Below are 18,554 nucleotides of genomic sequence, written 5' to 3'. Positions count from 1 at the left end.
CCGGTCCCGTCGCCCGCTCTGATGGACCGCGATCCGATCGTCTTCGCCTGGCGCAGCGCCAAGCGCCGGCACGCCGCCGCCATCGCGGTCGCCCTCGGACTCGGCGGGCCGCTGGTCGGGCTCGGGCTGCTCGCCCTGCGCGACCTCGTCGACGAGTTGCTGGCGCTGGCCGAGCCCGGGCGCGGGCCGATCCACTTCCTCCATCTCGTCGTGCCGCTGCCGGAGCGCCTGGCGGAGCGACTGGGCGGCCGCGGCCTGGTGCTGCTGCCCGGCTGGCCGCTGGCCGAGAGCGCCCTCACCCTGTGGGCGCTGGGCTGCCTGATCGGCGTCGCCTTGGGCCTCGCGCTCCTCGGCTGGGGGGTGGCGCGGCTCTGCGTGACGGCGCAGGCCGAAGCGGTGCGCCGCCTGCGGGAGCTGGCCGAGGACGCGATCCTGCGCTCCGGGCCGGCCGCCCGCGACGACGCGCGGGCGCTGGCCGGCCAGGTCGGGACGGCGATCCGCGCCGCCGACGGGCTGCTCGCCGTCGGCATCCTGGTCCCGGCGCTGGCGGCTGGCGCCGTGCTGGTGACGCTCGCGGTCGCGGCGGCGGTGGCGCCGCGCCTCGTCGCGGTGGCGGGCATCAGCCTGGTGGCGGCGGCGCTCGCGCGCCAGCTCCTCATTGCCCGCACCGAGCGCCGGGACGACCAGCGCCGGCTGGAGGGCGCCGCCCTGGAGCGCGGCCTCACCGACCTGGTGCGGCGCCTGCCGGCGGTGCGGGCCCACGGCACCGTCGCCTTCGAGCATGCCCGCCTCGGCCACGTCGCGGAGCGGGCCCGCCGGGCGCTGACGGCGACCGAGGACGAGCTCTCCCGCGCCCGCGCCCCTGCCCTCGCGCTGACGGTGCTGGTGCCGACCATCGTGCTCGCCGCCGCGCTCTGGCAGGGGCCGGCGCCCGCCGCCCCGGTGAGTGCCGGCGGCCTGTCGGCGGTGCTGGGGGCGCTGGCCGTGGCGTCGAGCGCGGTGGCCGCCTTCCTGCGCCAGAACCGGCGACGCCGCGCCGCCCTGCCCGCCTTCCGGGAGATCGCCCGCGCCACCGCGTCCCTGGAGGCACGGGCCCGGGCCCCGCGCCGGCTGCGCAGCCAGTCGGCGCCGCTGCCGGACGGTGGTCCCATCGTGCTCGCGAACGTCGCGGCCTACGATCCGGCGTCGGGCGAGCGGCTGATCGGCCTCGACCTGACCCTGCCGATGCCGAGCCACGTGGCGATCCTCGGCGACCGCGGCAGCGGCGGGCGGGTGCTGGCGGCACTGATCGCCGGCCAGCTCGAGCCCACCGCCGGGGCCGTGACCTACGCGGGCACCGACCTGCGCTCGGTCGATCCGGCGGAGCGGGCCCGGCGCATCGCCTATGCGGGGGCCGAGCCGGTCCTGATGACCGGCACGCTGCTGCAGAACCTGCTCTACGGCGATCCCGCCTTCGCGGACGGATCGAGCCCGGACGCGAGCACGCCGAATGCCGGCGAGCTGGAGGAGCGTCTGGTCGAGGCCCTGTCGGTCACCGGGCTCGACCGGCTGGTCTATGGACGGGGGCTCGCCAGCGTGCTGCCGCGCCGGCTCGACGCGGTCACCGCCGCCGCGATCGTGGAGACGCGGGTCGCCCTGCGGACGGCGCTGGAGGCCGATCACGTCGCCCACCTGATCGAGCCGTTCGATCCCGCCCGCTACAACCGCCAGGCGACGGTGGGCGAGAACATCCTGTTCGGGGCGCCGGTCGGCTCGGCCTTCTCGGAGGCGCGGCTCGCCGGCCATCCCTTCACCCGGGCGGTGCTGGAGGCCGAGGGCCTGACCCGGCCGATGACCGAGATGGGGCTGGCCATCGCCCGGGCGACCGTCGAGATCTTCTCCGACCTGCCGGACGACCACCCGCTCTTCGACGCCTTCTCGCTCTTCCCGGCCCGGGAGCGCGGCTTCTTCGAGGACTTGGTGGCGCGCCAGCCGGAGGCCTCGGGCTGGCGCCGCGGCCCCGCCGGCCAGCGCGACCGCGCCCGGCTGATCGGCCTGTGCCTGCGCTACAGCGAGACCCGGCACCGCTTCGGCCTGATCGACGAGGCGATGGAGGCGCGCCTGGTCGCGGCGAGGCGCACCTTCGCGGCCCTGCTGCCGGCCTCGCTCCAGGGCTCGGTGGAGTTCTACGACCCCGGCAGGGTCACCGCCGCGGCGAGCCTGGAGGAGAACCTGCTGTTCGGCCGGATCGCCGGGGCCGAGGCTGGGGCCGGAGCGCGCGTGCGCGCCCTGATGCAGGCGGTGCTGCGCGAGCGCGGCCTGGAGCGCACGGTCTACCGCTTCGGGCTCGCGAGCCAGGTCGACCCGCGGGCGGCCGACAGCGGCCTGGGCGGGCGCGACGGCTTCACGCCGTTCGAGCGCCTGGCGATCGACCTCGCCCGCTGCCTGGTGCGCCGGCCCGACATCCTGGTGGTCGGCCTCGCCCTCGACGATCGCGGCGCGTCCGAGATCATGGCCGGGATCGAGCGTCTGCGGGCGGCCCGGGCCGGACGCGGCCTCGTGGTCTGCCTGCCGGACGAGTGCCGGCCAGATCAGTTCGGGTCGGATCGTGCGGCGCCCTTCGACCTCGTGCTGCGGGCCGAGCGCACCACGGTGGTGCGGACCGGCCTCCCCGATTCACCGCCCGATTCACCGGCGGACGCACCCGCGGATGCCCCCGATGTGGGTCTTCCCGCGACGGCCGCGCTCGGGCAGGATGCGGCGGAATCCACAGGCCGGGATCCACAGGGCCGGTGCGCGAGCACACCCGCTTAACGACAGATTAGGCCGTCCGGGGGAACCTTCGTCTTGCGCTCATCGTTCGTGAGGCACATCTCTCGTGCACAGCCCACCATAGTGTCTTGCCGGATCGATCGGCCGGAGCATTCGCCATGTGCGTCATCGCACATCCAACCCCCACAACCCCCATCACGGTCGCCGGCATGACAACGAGGGGTCCTCTCATGGAAGCCGGCCTGACGCTCCGGTTCTGGGGTGTCCGGGGGTCGACCTGCGCCTCCGGTCCGGAATTCGTGGAATTCGGCGGGCACACCCCCTGCGTCGAGGTCCGGTGCGGCGAGCGGCTGTTCGTGATCGATGCCGGCACCGGCATCAACGCGTTCGGCGCCCATCACCGCGACCGGCTGCCCCAGCGGGTCGACCTGCTCCTGAGCCACCTCCATCTCGACCATGTCGGCGGCCTGCCGTTCATGAAGCCGGCGATCCTCGACCCGTCGCGCGAGATCCACACCTGGTGCGGCAACCTCGACGGGGCGAGCGCCGCCGAGCCCCTCGGCCGGCTGTTCTCTCCGCCGCTCTTCCCGATCACCCTCGACGTGCTGCCCGCCCGCTTCGTGCATCACGGATTCCGGGCCGGCGAGAGCCTGACCTTCCCGGACGGCGCCGTCGTCGACACCATCCCGCTCGAACATCCCCAGGGCGCCACCGGCTACCGCTTCCGCCACGGCGGCCGCTCCGCCTGCTACATCAGCGACCTCGAACATTCCGAGCCCTGGCCCGATCCGGCCCTGCTGGACTTCGTGCGCGGCGCGGACCTCGTGGTCTATGACGGCATGTTCACGCAGGGCGAGTACCCGGCCTGCCGCGGCTGGGGCCACTCGACCTGGCAGAAGGGCGTCGAACTGTGCCGCGCCGGCAATGTCGGGCGCCTCGCCATCGTGCACCTCTATCCCCAGCACACCGACGCGCTGCTGCGCGAGCTGGAGACCCAGATGCAGGCCGACATGCCCGGCGCCTTCGTGGCCCGCGAGCGCCAGGAGATCAGCTTCGCCGCCGTCGCGGCGACGAGCCCGCGACGGCGGCGCGCCGCGCGGATCGCGGCGGTGGCTTGAGCTAGAACGCCGCGGCGGCCCAGCCGGAGAGCAGCCCGGCGCCCAGCACCAGCACGAAGGCGGCGGCCCACAATTCCAGCACGCCGACCGCGATCGCGCCGCCCTGGCCGCGGCCGCCTGCGAGCCTGAGGGCCAGCGCCTTGGCGAAGACCGCGAGCGCTGCCAGCACCCCGGTGGTGAGAGCGGTGCCGAGGGCCATCGCCAGGGTGGCGGCGACGCCGGCCCACAGGATGCCCTGTGACAGGGCGAAGACCAGCACCAGCACCGCGCCGGCGCAAGGCCGGGTGCCGGCAGCCAGCACCACGCCGGCCTGCTCGCGCCAGCCCGCCAGGCGCTCCACCCTGGTCCCGTCGGCCAGGCCCGCATGGCCGCAATCGGGCCCGCAGGCCGGGCCCGCCTCGCGGTTGAGGAGCCGGGCGAGCTGCCCGGCCTTGCGCCAGGTCACCGCCGCCCCGAGGAGCGCCACGCAGGCGAAGCTCGCGGTCTCGATCACGGTGCCGGCCTGGTTCAGGCCGGCGGCGGTCAGACGCAGCAGCGCCGCGCCGCCGCCGACCAGCGCCAGGGCGACGATCGCCTGGAGCAGAGCCGCGAGCAGGCTCAGGGTGAAGCCGCGCGTCAGGGCCCGTTCGCCGGCCATCAGGTAGCCGGCGATCACCGCCTTGCCGTGGCCGGGCCCGGCAGCGTGCAGCACCCCGTAGGCGAAGCCGAGGCCGATGAGCGTCAGGGTGCCGTCCCGCCCGGCCTTGACCGCCGACACCGCCGCCTGGAGCGCCCGGGAGAAGCCCGCCTGCATGGCGAGGAGCCAGGCCCCGAGGCTGGTGGCACCGGTGGGGGCCGCCTCGCGAAAGCCGATGCCGAAGGGCGAGCGCGGCGGCGCCCGGAAGCCCGGCGCCAGGAGCCCGAGCAGGGCCGCCAGCAATGCGGCCGCGGCCAGGACCGCGAGGGCCGCGAGGCCTAAGCGCTGGAGGCGGCGGGAGGGCGGGGTGAGGCTGAGCGCGCTCAGCATGCGACGACGATCCGGTTGGCGAACTGTACCCCGTAGGTCGAGGCGGCGGTCATCGCCTCGAAGAATGCTTCCGACATGCCGGTGGCGGCGGGGGCCGGGCCCGAGTTCTTCGGCCGGTGGGCGGTGGCGCGGCAGCCGGCCGGGGCGCCGGCGAGCGTCGCGAACCCGTCGCCGTCGGCGAGGCTGAAGGCGACGAAGTAGGTCGGGTCGAAGACCTCGAGCGAGGCGGTGCCGGCCACCGGCGCCTTGAGCGGCAGGGTGAAGCGCAGGGTGAGCTGCCCGTCCGTGAAGGTCATCGCCGGATCGGTCGCGGTGCCGAAGTCCTGCTTGCGGCCGTCGACCTTCAACAGCGTGAAGTAGCCCTGCTCGGCGAGGTTCTCGGCATTGTCGCGCGCGAGCGCCGCCAGCGCGGCCGGGTTCACCGGCCCGGTCGGCGACTGGCCGAGGCCCTGGACCGCGAAGGCGGAATAGGTCGGATCGAAGGTCCAGGCGTGCCGCACCGCCCGCAAGGCCCCGTCCGGCCCGTAATCCAGCTCGGCCCTCGTGGTGATCCAGACATGCGGATGGGCAAGGGCCGGCGTCGCCGCCGCGAGCGCGGCCCCGGCGAGGACGAGACGAGCGAGGGGACGGAAAGAGCGCGGCATGTCGATTGTCCTTCGGCGACGCTCGCCCCTCGTGGTGAACCGACGGTCGGCGCTCGGCGCCGCCAGTTGCGCACTGGTCCCGCCGCATTGCGGCGGGAACGGGGCGGGCGGCTCCGGTTTGCCCCGCCCCCGCTCTTCTGCCACTCCAGGGCGCGTCATACCCGCCAGGAGCGCACGGCATGAAGGATTTTCCGGCCGCCTATCAGGTCAGCGAGGGCTCGGCCCTGTCGGTCGATCGGCCGTTCTACGAGCGGATCGCCGCCGGGACCGGCGGGCGCGAGTTGGTGGACGCGTTCACTATCCCGATCCGCACCGGGCGGGCCTGGAGCGTGCCGGCGGGCCACGTCTTCCGGGTCGTGGCGCCCGAGGGACCGCAGGTCGGCGACCTCAACATCTGGAACCGGCACGATCCGCGCGAGCGGCTGTGGGCCGCGCGCACCCGCCAGCTCCAGGGCGCCCATGTCACGACCTTCGACCGGCTGTGGTCGACCCTGCCGTTCCTGCGCCCGCTCGTCACCATCACGGCCGACAGCTTGAGCCATTACGGCACCGACGAGTATGGCGGACGGGTCCACGACCTGCTCGGCACCCGCTGCGATCCCTACGTCAACAAGCTGCTCACCGGCCAGGACTTCCACTTCCACTGCCACTCGAACCTGGTCCGCGCGGTGATGCCGTTCGGCCTGACCGAGTTCGACGTGCACGACGTGCTCAACGTGTTCCAGGTCACCGGCCTCAACCACGACGACCTGTACTTCATGCGCGACTGCCCGGCGAAGCCCGGCGACTACCTCGAGTTCTTCGCCGAGATCGACCTGCTCTGCGCCCTCTCGACCTGCCCGGGCGGCGACCTCTCGGTGCCGCTCTGGGGCCCGGACGCCCGCGACCCGATCGACGTCTGCCGGCCGTTGGGCGTCGAGATCTACCGGCTGGCGCCGGAGCTGATCGCGGGCTGGCAGAGCCCGGGCGTGGCGCCCTATCGCGGCCAGCACGGGCTCCACGCCGAGAAGGGCTGGTGGGACAAGGCCTGAGCGGAGTCGCATGGCGCACCTCTGCGTCGATCTCGTTGTCGGCTTCGTTCGCCGAACCGGTGACCGCCCCGGCGAATGAGGCTTAGCGCAAGGGCAGCGCCAGGCAGACCGCCACCAGGATCACCGCGTAGGCCACGGTCCGGAACACCCGGTCGGAGGCGAGGCGAAAGCCGTGCGATCCGATCGCGAGGCCGAGACCGTAGGGCAGGAGCAGCGGCAAGGCTTCCGTGAAGCGGGGGCCCGACAGCACCCCGGTCGCCGTGAACACGATCCCTGAGACCAGGGTCGAGAGGCCGAAATAGGCCATCAGGTTGTCGCGGACCTGGGCCCCCGAGGCGCGCTGGCTGGCGAGCCAGAACACCGCGAGCGGCATGCCGCCCAGCGCCGCGAAGCCGCTCGCCAGCCCCGAGGCGCCGCCGGTGGCGAGCGAGAGCGGCAGCGAGGGGACGCCGCGATACCGCCACCCCGAGACGAGGGCCGCCAGCGCCAGCAGGATCGCGCCGGCGGTGATCCAGCGGGTGAGATCGGGGTCGAGCCGGGTGAGGAGCCAGACACCGACGGGCAGCAGGGCGGTGGAGCCGACGAGCAGGGGGATCACCTCGCGCCAGGTCGCCCGCCGGGCGGAGCGGGCGCCGAACCACAGCGAGAACGGCGCGTCGACGACCCAGATCAGCCCGACCGCCGCCGCCGGCCCGACGGCGGCGGCCGCGACCGGCACGAAGACCATCGCGAAGCCGAAACCGGTGAAGCCGCGCACCAGCCCGCCGACGAGGGCGGCGAGGAACAGGGTGGCGGACCGGGCATCGAGGGGCAGAAGGGTGGCGAGATCGAGCGACATAACGTCACCACGCCGCCCCAGCCACGATTCGTCAAGGATGTTCGGGCCAAGAGTGTTCACGGAACGTCCCGCGGTAGCGGCGAGCCGATTTCCCGGCTACACACCGGCGCTCTTCGCGCCGGGACGAAGTCGCGGCATGCTGCGGGCGCCGCCTGCACCAACGGCAAGGATACCCGAGCGGCGATGAGCGAACCGATCCGCATCCTCGGCATCGATCCGGGCCTGCGCCGCACCGGCTGGGGCCTGATCACCGTCACGGGCACCCGCCTCGCCTTCGTGGCGAGCGGCACCGTGACCTCGGACGGCGACGACGACCTCGCCACCCGCCTGCGCACCCTGCACGAGGGCCTGAGCAAGGTCGTCGCCACGCTGCTCCCCGACGAGGCGGCGGTGGAGGAGACCTTCGTCAACAAGGACGCGCAGGCGACCCTGAAGCTCGGTCACGCCCGCGCCGTCGCCCTGCTGGTGCCGGCTTTGGCCGGCCTGCCGGTGGCGGAGTACGCCGCCAACCTGGTGAAGAAGACCGTGGTCGGTGCCGGCCACGCCGAGAAGGACCAGGTCGGCGCCATGGTGCGCTTCCTCCTTCCCAAAGCCACCGCCGACACGGCGGACGCCGCCGACGCGCTGGCAGTGGCGATCACCCATGCCAGCCACCGGGCCGCCCGGGCCCGGGCGGCGGCCCATGCCGCAGCGGCGGGGCCGGCGGCGGCGCGGATCGCCCGGGCGGTGGCGCAGGGTTAGGACGAGGGCCCGATCGGCTCCGCGAGAGGCCGCTTTCGACGCATTGCGGACCCTCATGATGTCCGCTTCAGGCATTCCACCAGACCGGTTCTCTGTGGACGGTCCTTGCTGGCATCAAAAACATGCCAAAGCCGGTGGTGCGCCAGGGTACGTTCATACGGGTCTTCGATAGGCGGCCGATTTCCCTAATGGTCGTCGTGGGAGCCCTAAAACGGTGAGCGGAGGAAGCCGTTCACCCAATTGCCGTTCTGGCGGCGCGCTCTTCTTCTCCGTACAGTCACGCCCCGCGTCTGAGCGGACGTGGTCGACAACGGCAACGGAGCAGACGGCACATCGGCGAACGTGCCGGCTTCCTCCCGGGAAAGCCAGATCCGTCCGGATCGGAAACCGCGACAAGGAAGGGTTCGACGACCCGCCTTGTGAGAGCCGTCCGATGCGCGACCAGGGGCCAGGACGGCTGTGCGCGACCAGGATCGCGGGCTCGTCGGCCTGCTCGATGGCGACATTGGGGTCCCGGATCCGGACGCCCAACTCCAGGTGGTCCCCACTGCTCGGCTGGAACCCGACCGATCGAGGGTCTTCGCGCTGCCAGATCGTCTGCCAGCGTGCGTCACGGACGTTTCAAACTTGTCGTGTAGCGACCCTGGCGCGCATTTTTCGACCGGCTCATGGAGCAGACTGCCGAGCCCTGGCGTGCCCGTCCGGCGCGGCGGACTGATCCACTTTCAGCTTGTCGCGCTACAAGCGGCGCGACCCGTCGCTGAGGGAAAAAGCCATGATTCAGGAGGTTGAATGATAGATCCGGCAGCCGGTAGCGCCGTGACAACTAAACCGCAGACGACGGTAAAGGGGCGTCCGCCAATCGCGATCATAGGGTGGGTTGCCACGGCGGCTTCCGTATCGATGTTCTTCGCTTACATCGATCAGATCGCGCGAAACCTTGATGGAAATAAAGGCTCCGTGATTCAGCCCGCCGCCGCGCTTGTCGCTGCGGCGCTATGGGCGGCATATGGCGCCTTCAGAACCCGAAAGGATTGGCCCCTCGTTTGCGCGAACGTGCCAGGTATCATCTTGGCAGCCGTAGCCATACTGACTGCTCTGTGAGCTGAAGGCCACTTCTGCTGCGATCGACAAGGTTCTACGTCGGCATCCAGGAACTGTCCGAGGGCAACGAGCGCATGAACGCCGTCATTGACGGCCCCTTCGTCCGCAGGGCCGCTCTCACCGACCTGCGGAGCAACCTCGCCGAGACCCGACAGGCGGTGCGCAACGCCGTCGTGTCGCGTGACGACGCCCAGATCGCCAAGCAGCGCGAGAGCTACGAGAGCTTCTTCGCCACCGTCATCGAGCGGATCGACGCCTGTCGCGCGAGCGGCACGTCGGTCCCGTCGCCGACATCGATGCCCTGAAGGCCGATCTCCAGCGCTTCGACATGCTGACGCGCCGAGCGGCCGAGCTCGCCGCGCGCAACGAGGATGTCCGAAAGGCCAACCGACTCCTTTCCACCCTCGGCAGCCCTTCGCGCAATCAGGCCGATCGGGCCATGGCCCACGTGCGACGTCGCGCAGCACGGCGGCATGCTCCACGTTCGGGACCGGCCGGCGCCACGCAGGGGGTGCAGGGAGGCTTGTCTTAAAAAACGATCGTTCGTATAAATGCGGAAAATCCAGGGAGGGCGCCGATGATCCCGAACGCCGCGCGTGAGTTCAATTTCGGCCTGGGCGAGACCGCCGAGGCGATCCGCGACAGCGTGCGCACCTTCGCGCGGGACAAGATCGCGCCGCGGGCCGAGGAGATCGACCGCACCAACACCTTCCCGCGCGACCTGTGGCCCGAGATGGGGGCGCTCGGCCTGCACGGCATCACGGTCGAGGAAGAGTACGGGGGGCTCGGCCTCGGCTACCTCGCCCATTGCGTGGCGATGGAGGAGGTGTCGCGGGCCTCGGCCTCGGTCGGCCTGTCCTACGGCGCGCACTCGAATTTGTGCGTCAACCAGATCACCCGCAACGGCTCGGACGCGCAGAAGCGCAAGTACCTGCCGAAGCTCATCTCCGGCGAGCATGTCGGGGCGCTCGCGATGTCGGAGCCGGGCGCGGGCTCGGACGTGGTGTCGATGCGCACCCGCGCCGAGAAGCGGGGCGACCGCTACGTCCTCACCGGCTCGAAGATGTGGATCACCAACGGCCCGGTCGCCGAGACCCTGGTGGTGTACGCCAAGACCGACCCGCAGGCCGGCCCGCGCGGCATCACCGCTTTCCTGGTCGAGAAGGGCATGAAGGGGTTCTCGACCGCCCAGAAGCTCGACAAGCTCGGCATGCGCGGCTCGGACACCTGCGAGCTGGTCTTCGAGGAATGCGAGATCCCCGAGGAGAACGTGCTCGGCCAGGTCGGCCGCGGCGTCAACGTGCTGATGTCGGGCCTCGACTACGAGCGGGCGGTGCTGGCGGCGGGGCCGCTCGGCATCATGCAGGCCTGCCTCGACGTGGTGATGCCCTACGTGCACGAGCGCAAGCAGTTCGGCCAGGCGATCGGCGAGTTCCAGCTGGTCCAGGGCAAGCTCGCCGACATGTACGTGTCGACCAACGCCGCCAAGGCCTATGTCTACGCCGTGGCCCAGGCCTGCGACCGCGGCGAGACCACTCGCGAGGATGCCGCGGGCGCGATCCTCTACGCCGCCGAGCGGGCGACGCAATGCGCCCTCGACGCGATCCAGCTGCTGGGCGGCAACGGCTACATCAACGACTACCCGACCGGGCGCCTGCTCCGCGACGCCAAGCTCTACGAGATCGGCGCCGGCACCAGCGAGATCCGCCGGATGCTGATCGGCCGCGAGCTCTTCGCCAAGTCCGCGTAACACAGTCCGCCTGAGGTCCCAGCCGATGCCGGTCATCCCCACCAGCGCCGACCTCGCCTCCGGGGCGGCGGAGCAGAACCGCGCGGCTTGGGAGCAGCTGCGCGCCACCCTGAAGGCCCACCGCGCCAAGGCCGCCGCCGGCGGGCCCGAGCGTGCCCGCGAGCGCCACGTCGCCCGCGGCAAGCTCTTGCCGCGCGACCGGGTGCTGCGCCTGCTCGATCCGGGCTCGCCGTTCCTGGAGGTCGGGGGCTTGGCCGCGAACGGGATGTACGGCGAGGAGATCCACGCCGCCGGCGTGATCACCGGCATCGGCCGGGTGGCCGGCCGCGAGGTGATGGTGGTCTGCAACGACGCCACCATCAAGGGCGGGACCTACTACCCCCTGACGGTCAAGAAGCACCTGCGGGCGCAGGAGATCGCGCTCCAGAACCGCCTGCCCTGCCTCTACCTCGTCGATTCCGGCGGCGCCAACCTGCCGCAGCAGACGGAAGTCTTTCCCGACCGCGAGCATTTCGGCCGGATCTTCTACAACCAGGCGCAGATGTCGGCCGCCGGCATCCCGCAGATCGCCTGCGTGATGGGCTCCTGCACCGCCGGCGGCGCCTACGTGCCGGCGATGTCGGACGAGAGCGTGATCGTACGCCGCCAGGGCACGATCTTCCTCGGCGGTCCTCCCCTGGTGAAGGCCGCGACCGGCGAGGTGGTGAGTGCCGAGGATCTCGGCGGCGCCGACGTCCATGCCCGCCTGTCGGGCGTCGCCGACCACTACGCCACCGACGATGCCCACGCGCTGGCGATCCTGCGCCGCATCGTCGGCGGCCTCAACACCGTCAAGCGCCCGGACCTCGACATCGTCAGCCCCGTCGATCCGGCCTACGGCGCGGACGACCTCGACGCCCTGGTGCCGGTGGATCTGCGCAAGCAGTACGATGCCCGCGAGTTGATCGCCCGCCTCGTCGACGGCTCGGAGTTCGACGAGTTCAAGCGGCTCTACGGCACCACCCTGGTCACGGGCTTCGCCCGGCTGCACGGCATGCCGGTCGGGATCCTGGCCAACAATGGCATCCTCTACTCGGAGAGCGCGCTGAAAGGCGCGCACTTCATCGAATTGTGCTGTCAGCGGCGGATCCCGCTGATTTTCCTCCAGAACATCTCCGGCTTCATGGTCGGGCGTGAGGTCGAGGCCGGCGGCATCGCCAAGAATGGGGCGAAGCTCGTGACGGCGGTGGCCACCGCGGCGGTGCCGAAGCTCACGGTGATCGTCGGCGGCTCCTACGGGGCGGGCAATTACGGCATGTGCGGCCGGGCTTATTCCCCGCGCTTCCTGTTCGCCTGGCCGAACTCGCGCATCTCGGTGATGGGGGCCGAGCAAGCGGCGAGCGTGCTCGCCACCGTCCGCCGCGACAACATCGAGGCCGGCGGCGGCGCCTGGAGCGCGGAAGACGAAGAGGCGTTCAAGGCGCCAATCCGCGCCGGCTTCGAGGAGGAGGGCTCGCCCTACTACGCCACTGCGCGGCTCTGGGACGACGGCATCATCCTGCCGGAGGAGACGCGCCGCGTGCTCGGCCTCTCCCTCTCGGCCTGCCTCAACGCGCCGGTGCCGGAGACCCGGTTCGGCCTGTTCCGGATGTGAGGATGCCATGACCACACGCCGCCTCGCCTCCGTCCTCATCGCCAATCGCGGCGAGATCGCCTGCCGGGTGATCCGCACCGCCAAACGCCTCGGCATGCGCACCATCGCGGTCCATTCCGAGGCCGACCGCGACGCCCTCCACGTCGCCCTCGCCGACGAGGCCCACTCGATCGGCCCGGCGCCCGCCGCCGAGTCGTACCTGCGCATCGACCGCATCCTCGACGCCGCCCGGGCGAGCGGGGCCGAGTGCATCCATCCGGGCTACGGCTTCCTGTCCGAGCGGCCGGATTTCGCCGAGGCCTGCGCGGAGGCCGGCATCGTCTTCGTCGGGCCGCCGGCCTCGGCCATCCGCGCCATGGGCCTCAAGGACGCCGCCAAGGCGCTGGTTGCCAAGGCCGGCGTGCCGGTGGTGCCGGGCTACCACGGCGCCCGCCAGGACCCGGACTTCCTCGCCGCGGAGGCCGCTGCGATCGGGTTCCCGGTCCTCATCAAGGCGGTGGCTGGGGGCGGCGGCAAGGGCATGCGCCGGGTCGAGGGGCCGGAGGCTTTCGCCGACGCCCTCGCCTCGGCCCAGCGGGAAGCGCAGAACGCGTTCGGCGACCCGCGGGTGCTGGTCGAGAAATACGTCCTGTCCCCGCGCCACGTCGAGATCCAGGTCTTCTGCGATGCCCACGGCAACGCCGTCCACCTGTTCGAGCGCGATTGCTCGCTTCAGCGCCGCCACCAGAAGGTGATCGAGGAGGCCCCCGCCCCCGGCATGCCGGAGGACGTGCGCGCCGCCATGGGCCGCGCCGCCGTCGAGGCCGCGAAGGCGGTCGGCTATGTCGGTGCCGGCACGGTCGAGTTCATCGCCGACGGGCGCGAGGGGCTGCGGCCCGACGGCTTCTGGTTCATGGAGATGAACACGCGGCTCCAGGTCGAGCATCCGGTGACCGAGGCAATCACCGGCCACGACCTCGTCGAGTGGCAGTTCCGGGTGGCCTCCGGCGAGACGCTGCCGGTCGGTCAGGCGGGTCTCGCGATCCACGGCCATGCCGTCGAGGCGCGGCTCTACGCCGAGGATCCGGATCACGGTTTCCTGCCCTCGACCGGCCCCCTGCGGGCGCTCGACCTGCCCGAGGGCGAGGGCATCCGGGTCGATACCGGTGTGCGGGCGGGCGACCGGGTGACGCCGTTCTACGACCCGATGATCGCCAAGGTGATCGCCCATGGGGCGACCCGGACGGAAGCCCTCGACCGGCTGGCAGACGCCCTCGGCCGCACCCGGGTGGCGGGGCCGAAGACCAACGTCGCCTTCCTCAAGGCGCTCGCCGAGGCGGAGGAGTTCCGCGCGGGCCGCTTCGATACCGGCTTCATCGACCGCGACCTCGCCGGCCTGACGGCACCCAGCCCGCACCGCGACGCCGCGATCCGCGCCGGCATCCGGGCGTTGGTGGCGCGGGAGAACCCGCCCGCGGCCGGCTCGCCCTGGGACGCGGCGGACGGGTTCCAGCTCAGCGAGGCCCGCCGGCAGGTGTTTCCCTTCGTGCTCGACGGCGAGCCGGCCGAGGCCGTGCTGCAATGGAGCGCGTCCGGGCCGAGCGTGGAATACGGTCAAGCGGGCCCCGAGCCCGCCTCCCTCGCGGTGATCGAGGCGCCGAGCGGCGTGCTGGTGCTCTCCGAGGGCCGCCAGATCGCCCTCTCCCCGCCCGATCCCTTCGCGGTCGATCTCGACCACATCGACCAGGGCGGGACGATCAAGGCGCCGATGCACGGCCGCCTCGTCGCCGTCCTGGTCGCCCCGGGCGACACGGTCGTGCGTGGCCAGCGTCTCGCCGTGGTCGAGGCGATGAAGATGGAGCACGCGCTCACCGCCCCCGCCGACGGCACCGTCGCCGAGGTGGCGGCGGAGGCCGGCCAGCAGGTCGCCGAGGGCGCCCGCCTGATCACCCTGACCACGGAGGACGCCGCGTGAGCACGATCCCGGCTTCGACCCACCCGCGCGGCGGGCTGTACTTCGAGGATTTCGAGGTCGGCGCGACCTTGCGCCATCGCCTCACCCGCACGGTGACGCAGATGGACAACATGCTCTTTTCCAACATGACCCTCAACCCGCAGCCGCTCCACATCGACGCGCATTTCTGCGCCACCGAGACCGAGTGGGGCCGGCCGCTGATGAACTCGCTGTTCACGCTCGGGCTGATGATCGGCATTTCGGTCAACGACACGACGGTGGGCACCACCATCGGCAATCTCGGCATGACCGAGACGCGATTTCCCGCCCCCCTGTTCGAGGGCGACACGGTGAATGTCACCACGGAGGTCGTCGCCAAGCGCGAGTCGCGCTCGCGGCCGACCGCCGGCATCGTCGAGTTCGTCCACCGCGCCTACAAGCAGGACGGCACCCTGGTGGCCGAGTGCCGCCGCCAGGCGATGATGCGCAAGCGCCCTGCGGCGGAGGCTTGAAGAGCCATGCGCTCGCTGCTGTTCGTGCCCGGCGATTCCCCCCGCAAGCAGGAGAAGGGCCTGGAGGTCGGCGCCGACGCCCTGATCCTCGACCTGGAGGATTCCGTCGCGCTGGCGGAGAAGCCGAAAGCGCGCGAGGTCGCTGCCGCCTTCCTGGCGCGGATGCAGGAGCAGGCCCGCCGGCCGAAGCTCTACGTCCGCGTCAACGCTCTCGACACCGGCCTGACCGAGGACGACCTCACGGCGGTGATGCCGCACGCCCCCGACGGGATCATGCTGCCGAAGGCCGCCGGCGGTCCCGACGTGGCGCAGCTCGGGGCGCGCCTCGCCGTCTACGAGGCGGAAGCCGGGCTTCCCGACGGCGCCACCCGCATTCTCCCGATCGCCACGGAGACGGCGCGGGCGGTCTTCGCGCTCCAGACCCTGCCCGGGGCGAGCCCGCGGCTCTCGGGCGTCACCTGGGGGGCGGAAGACCTCTCGGCGGACATCGGCGCCGAGACCAACAGGGCTGAGGACGGCGCCTGGAGCGCGCCGTTCCAGCTCGCCCGCAACCTGACCCTGATGGCGGCGACGGCGGCGGAAGTCGATGCCATCGACACCATCAACGCCCATTTCCGCGATCTCGAGGGCTTGGCCCGCGAGTGCCGGGAGGCCCGGCGCGACGGGTTCGTCGGCAAGATGGCGATCCATCCGGCGCAAGTTCCGGTCATCAACGAGGCCTTCACGCCGACCGAGGCTGCGCTCACCCAGGCGCGCAAGGTCGTGGCCGCCTTCGCCGCGGCGCCGGGGGTCGGCGTGGTCGGGATCGACGGCGAGATGTTCGACCGGCCGCACCTGCGGCGGGCGGAGCGGCTGCTGGCACGGGTGGGGTGACGCGAAGCCCGGAGGCCGCCGTCGCGACGCACGGGGGCGAGCATCCGCTCCGCGTCTTCCGTGATACGATGCAACGTCCACGCACGCGGGATCCTGCCCATGAAAAGCTGGCCCATTCAGGACGCGGAGGCGCGCTTCGGCGAGATCCCCGATACCTGCCTGAAAGAGGGCCCACAGCTCGTCACGACCGATAGTGAGGACGCGGCGGTCCTCGTGCCGATCCGTGAGTGGAAACGCCTCCAGCAGGAGGCCCGGCCGACCCTAAAGGACCTGCTGCTCGCTCCCGAGCCCCGGGCGGACCTGGTGCTTCCCGAGCATGGCACCGCGAAAGACGCTTGCCCGTCGCATGCGGCGCTTTCCACGCTAGACTCTGATCCATGAACCTCACGGTCCGCATTCCCGACGATCTCGCCGAGCGCATGGGCACAGACAGCGACGCGCTTGCCCGTCGCGCCCTGGAAGGGCTTGCCGTGGAGGAGTTTCGGGCTCGACGGCTGACACAACCCGAATTGCGCCGTCTCCTCGGCTTCGGCACCCGAACGGCGCTCGATGCCTACCTGAAGGAGCGAGGTGTCTATACTGATTACCACTACGCAGACCTGATGCAGGATCTGCGCGACCTCAATCGCCTCGGCCTGTGACGTCTTGTGCCTCGCCGCCTCCGACACTGGGCCGCTGAACGATTTGGTGCTCATCGGCCAGGAAGCCCAGCTCCCCCACTTGGTCAAGCGCGTCGCCGTTCCCGAGGCGGTCCGGCGCGACCTATCACATCCGGCCACACCCAATGCGGTGCGAGCCTGGATCGACGCGCCGCCGTCCTGGCTCGCGATCGATTCGACGCTGGGCCACGGCGATCCGGACTTGATGCCCTGGACGATGGAGAGCGGGCCACCATCATGCTCGCCAGCGCGCTCGCCGCCGACCTCATCCCGATGGACGACCGCGACGGGGTGCAGGGAGCCCGAGCGCGGGGCTTTGCCGTCACTGGCACGCTCGGCCTGCTGTCGCTGGCAGCTCGCCGCGGTCTGCTCGATCTTCCGGATGCCATCGCACGGCTGCGGGCGACGAAGTTGCCGCCCATTCCTCTTGGACGCTCTATTGGCGCAACATCGCTGGGAGAGCGACACCAAGAGCTGAATCTGCACAGCTCCACCAACAAACACGAACCGGGAGGACGCCTCGTATGACCCACGACAAACCCCAAACTCCCACCACCCCCGAAGCCACCCTCCTCGCCCGCCTCCCGGCCGCCCTCGTCGCCGCCCTTCAGGCTCCCGCCTACGCCGCCCACCTCGCCGGGATCGACCCCGCCACGGTGACCGACCGCGCGGCGCTGGCCCACCTGCCGGTGCTGCGCAAGGGCGAGATGCCGGCGCGCCAGCGCGAGGCCCTGCCCTTCGGCGGCTTCGTGCCGGGGCCGGCCGGGGGGTTTGCGCGCCTGTTCACCTCGCCGGGACCGATCTTCGAGCCGCAGCGGGCGGGCGAGGATCCGTGGGGCGGCGCGCCGGCGCTGGCGGCCGCGGGCTTCGAACCCGGCGAGGTGGTGCTCAACACCTTCGGCTATCACCTGACGCCGGGCGGCTTCATCTTCGACACCGCCGCCCGGGCGCTCGGCTGCGCGGTGATCCCGGCCGGGCCGGGCAACACCGAGCAGCAGCTCGACCTGATCGAGGCCTACCGGCCCGCCGGCTATGTCGGCACGCCGGACTTCCTCAAGGTGCTGCTCGATGCCGGCGCCAAGGCCGGGCGGGACGTGTCGTCGCTCGTCAAGGCCCTGGTCTCCGGCGCCGCCTTCCCGCCCTCGCTCCAGGCCGAGTTCCGGGAGCGCGGCATTGCCGCCTGCCAGGCCTACGCCACCGCCGATGTCGGCTTCATCGCCTACGAGACGCCGGGAGAACCGGGCCTCCTCGTCAGCGACGGGCTGATCCTCGAGATCGTGCGGCCGGGCACAGGCGATCCGGTGCCGGAGGGCGAGGTCGGCGAGATCGTCGTCACGGTGCTCGACCTCGACCGGCCGCTGATCCGCTACGCGCTCGGCGACCTCACGGCGGCTTTGCCGGGTGGGAACCGCATCCGCGGCTGGATGGGCCGGGCCGACCAGGCCGCCAAGGTGAAGGGCATGTTCGTGCGCCCCGAGCAGGTCGCCGAGATCGCCCGCCGCCATCCCGAGCTCGGCCGCCTGCGCCTGGTGGTGACCCGGGCCGACGAGGCCGACGTCATGACCCTGCGGGCGGAGGCCGGGACGACGGATACCGCCCTCGCCGAGGCGGTGACCGAGACGCTGCGGGCGGTGACGAAGCTGCGCGGCACCGTCGCCCTCGTCGCCCCCGGCAGCCTGCCGAACGACGGCAAGGTCATCGCCGACGAGCGGCCGGTGGGCTGAAGGATCGCGGGGCGGCCCTCGGGCCGCCCGGACCTGTACCGTCTTGCGGCCGTCAGGCCGCCCGGACCTGTGTCAGGAACCGCTCGACCTCGGCTGTCAGGCGCTCGGACTGGCGCGACAGTTCCGAGGCCGAGGCCAGAACCTGGCTCGCCGCCGCCCCGGTCTCCTCCGCCGCGCCCGCTACCCCGGCGATGTTGCCGGTGACCTCGCCGGTGCCGGCCGCCGCCTGGGAGACGT

Annotated in this window: 17 protein-coding genes and 1 pseudogene; 14 read left to right on the top strand and 4 right to left on the bottom strand. The window is 71.9% G+C overall.

The features are described 5' to 3' along the window. Nucleotides 1-21: 21 nt before the first annotated feature. Nucleotides 22-2,793 carry an ATP-binding cassette domain-containing protein gene (locus MFF64_RS25685; protein ID WP_099905000.1) on the top strand — a complete coding sequence of 924 codons (2,772 nt, stop codon included), beginning with the start codon at nt 22-24 and terminating at the stop codon, nt 2,791-2,793. A gap of 167 nt (nt 2,794-2,960) precedes the next feature. Then, a complete protein-coding gene (locus MFF64_RS25680; protein WP_099905002.1) occupies nt 2,961-3,869 on the top strand; it encodes an MBL fold metallo-hydrolase in 909 nt (302 codons plus the stop codon). A gap of 1 nt (nt 3,870) precedes the next feature. Here the strand turns inward: MFF64_RS25680 and MFF64_RS25675 are convergent, their stop codons facing one another. Next, nucleotides 3,871-4,875 carry a nickel/cobalt transporter gene (locus tag MFF64_RS25675; protein WP_238192752.1) on the bottom strand — a complete coding sequence of 335 codons (1,005 nt, stop codon included), beginning with the start codon at nt 4,873-4,875 and terminating at the stop codon, nt 3,871-3,873. Next, the gene (locus tag MFF64_RS25670; protein ID WP_099901097.1) at nt 4,869-5,519 is read right to left on the bottom strand and encodes a DUF1007 family protein; all 651 of its coding nucleotides are present in this window, start codon (nt 5,517-5,519) and stop codon (nt 4,869-4,871) included. Before MFF64_RS25670 ends, MFF64_RS25675 begins: the two co-directional genes overlap by 7 nt. A gap of 179 nt (nt 5,520-5,698) precedes the next feature. Here MFF64_RS25670 and MFF64_RS25665 point away from each other — a divergent pair, with 179 nt between their 5' ends. Then, complete coding sequence (locus tag MFF64_RS25665; RefSeq protein ID WP_238192751.1) at nt 5,699-6,550, top strand: urea carboxylase-associated family protein; 852 nt, start codon at nt 5,699-5,701, stop codon at nt 6,548-6,550. 82 nt (nt 6,551-6,632) lie between these two features. On the opposite strand, the gene MFF64_RS25660 is transcribed toward MFF64_RS25665, so the two are convergent. Beyond that, the gene (locus MFF64_RS25660; protein WP_099902059.1) at nt 6,633-7,388 is read right to left on the bottom strand and encodes a sulfite exporter TauE/SafE family protein; all 756 of its coding nucleotides are present in this window, start codon (nt 7,386-7,388) and stop codon (nt 6,633-6,635) included. 183 nt (nt 7,389-7,571) lie between these two features. Here MFF64_RS25660 and ruvC point away from each other — a divergent pair, with 183 nt between their 5' ends. From ruvC to MFF64_RS25605, 11 genes are all read left to right on the top strand, one after another. Next, nucleotides 7,572-8,129 carry a crossover junction endodeoxyribonuclease RuvC gene (gene ruvC / locus MFF64_RS25655; protein ID WP_099902061.1) on the top strand — a complete coding sequence of 186 codons (558 nt, stop codon included), beginning with the start codon at nt 7,572-7,574 and terminating at the stop codon, nt 8,127-8,129. Nucleotides 8,130-9,307: 1,178 nt separating this feature from the next. Next, on the top strand, nt 9,308-9,538 hold the full coding sequence (locus MFF64_RS25650) for a hypothetical protein (protein WP_099903573.1): 231 nt from the start codon (nt 9,308-9,310) through the stop codon (nt 9,536-9,538). A gap of 272 nt (nt 9,539-9,810) precedes the next feature. Then, on the top strand, nt 9,811-10,983 hold the full coding sequence (locus MFF64_RS25645) for an isovaleryl-CoA dehydrogenase (protein ID WP_099903575.1): 1,173 nt from the start codon (nt 9,811-9,813) through the stop codon (nt 10,981-10,983). 25 nt (nt 10,984-11,008) lie between these two features. Beyond that, the gene (locus MFF64_RS25640) at nt 11,009-12,616 is read left to right on the top strand and encodes a carboxyl transferase domain-containing protein (protein WP_238192750.1); all 1,608 of its coding nucleotides are present in this window, start codon (nt 11,009-11,011) and stop codon (nt 12,614-12,616) included. Between the two features lie 7 nt (nt 12,617-12,623). Further along, nucleotides 12,624-14,570 (top strand): acetyl-CoA carboxylase biotin carboxylase subunit, encoded by a 1,947-nt coding sequence (locus MFF64_RS25635; protein ID WP_099903217.1) that lies wholly within the window; start codon nt 12,624-12,626, stop codon nt 14,568-14,570. Beyond that, nucleotides 14,567-15,061 (top strand): MaoC family dehydratase, encoded by a 495-nt coding sequence (locus MFF64_RS25630; protein WP_238192749.1) that lies wholly within the window; start codon nt 14,567-14,569, stop codon nt 15,059-15,061. The genes MFF64_RS25635 and MFF64_RS25630 overlap by 4 nt, the downstream gene beginning before the upstream one ends. Before the next feature lie 6 nt (nt 15,062-15,067). Continuing rightward, nucleotides 15,068-15,934, top strand: a complete 867-nt coding sequence (locus tag MFF64_RS25625) for an HpcH/HpaI aldolase/citrate lyase family protein (protein ID WP_238192748.1) — start codon at nt 15,068-15,070, stop codon at nt 15,932-15,934. Nucleotides 15,935-16,033: 99 nt separating this feature from the next. After that, the gene (locus tag MFF64_RS25620) at nt 16,034-16,315 is read left to right on the top strand and encodes a type II toxin-antitoxin system Phd/YefM family antitoxin (RefSeq protein ID WP_099902614.1); all 282 of its coding nucleotides are present in this window, start codon (nt 16,034-16,036) and stop codon (nt 16,313-16,315) included. After that, nucleotides 16,312-16,575, top strand: a complete 264-nt coding sequence (locus MFF64_RS25615; RefSeq protein WP_099902616.1) for a UPF0175 family protein — start codon at nt 16,312-16,314, stop codon at nt 16,573-16,575. Before MFF64_RS25620 ends, MFF64_RS25615 begins: the two co-directional genes overlap by 4 nt. Nucleotides 16,576-16,830: 255 nt before the next feature. Then, entirely contained in the window at nt 16,831-17,121 is a 291-nt protein-coding gene (locus tag MFF64_RS25610; protein WP_238192747.1) for a PIN domain-containing protein, read from the top strand. Next, on the top strand, nt 17,118-18,317 hold the full coding sequence (locus MFF64_RS25605) for a phenylacetate--CoA ligase family protein (protein ID WP_099902618.1): 1,200 nt from the start codon (nt 17,118-17,120) through the stop codon (nt 18,315-18,317). The genes MFF64_RS25610 and MFF64_RS25605 overlap by 4 nt, the downstream gene beginning before the upstream one ends. Nucleotides 18,318-18,369: 52 nt before the next feature. Here MFF64_RS25605 and MFF64_RS25600 read toward each other — a convergent pair. Beyond that, a pseudogene (locus MFF64_RS25600) lies at nt 18,370-18,554 on the bottom strand (methyl-accepting chemotaxis protein); the annotation flags it as partial.

The sequence above is a fragment of the Methylobacterium frigidaeris genome (assembly GCF_022179185.1).
In the GTDB taxonomy this organism is placed as follows: Bacteria; Pseudomonadota; Alphaproteobacteria; order Rhizobiales; family Beijerinckiaceae; genus Methylobacterium; species Methylobacterium frigidaeris.
This window is presented reverse-complemented; position numbering and strand designations above follow the sequence as displayed.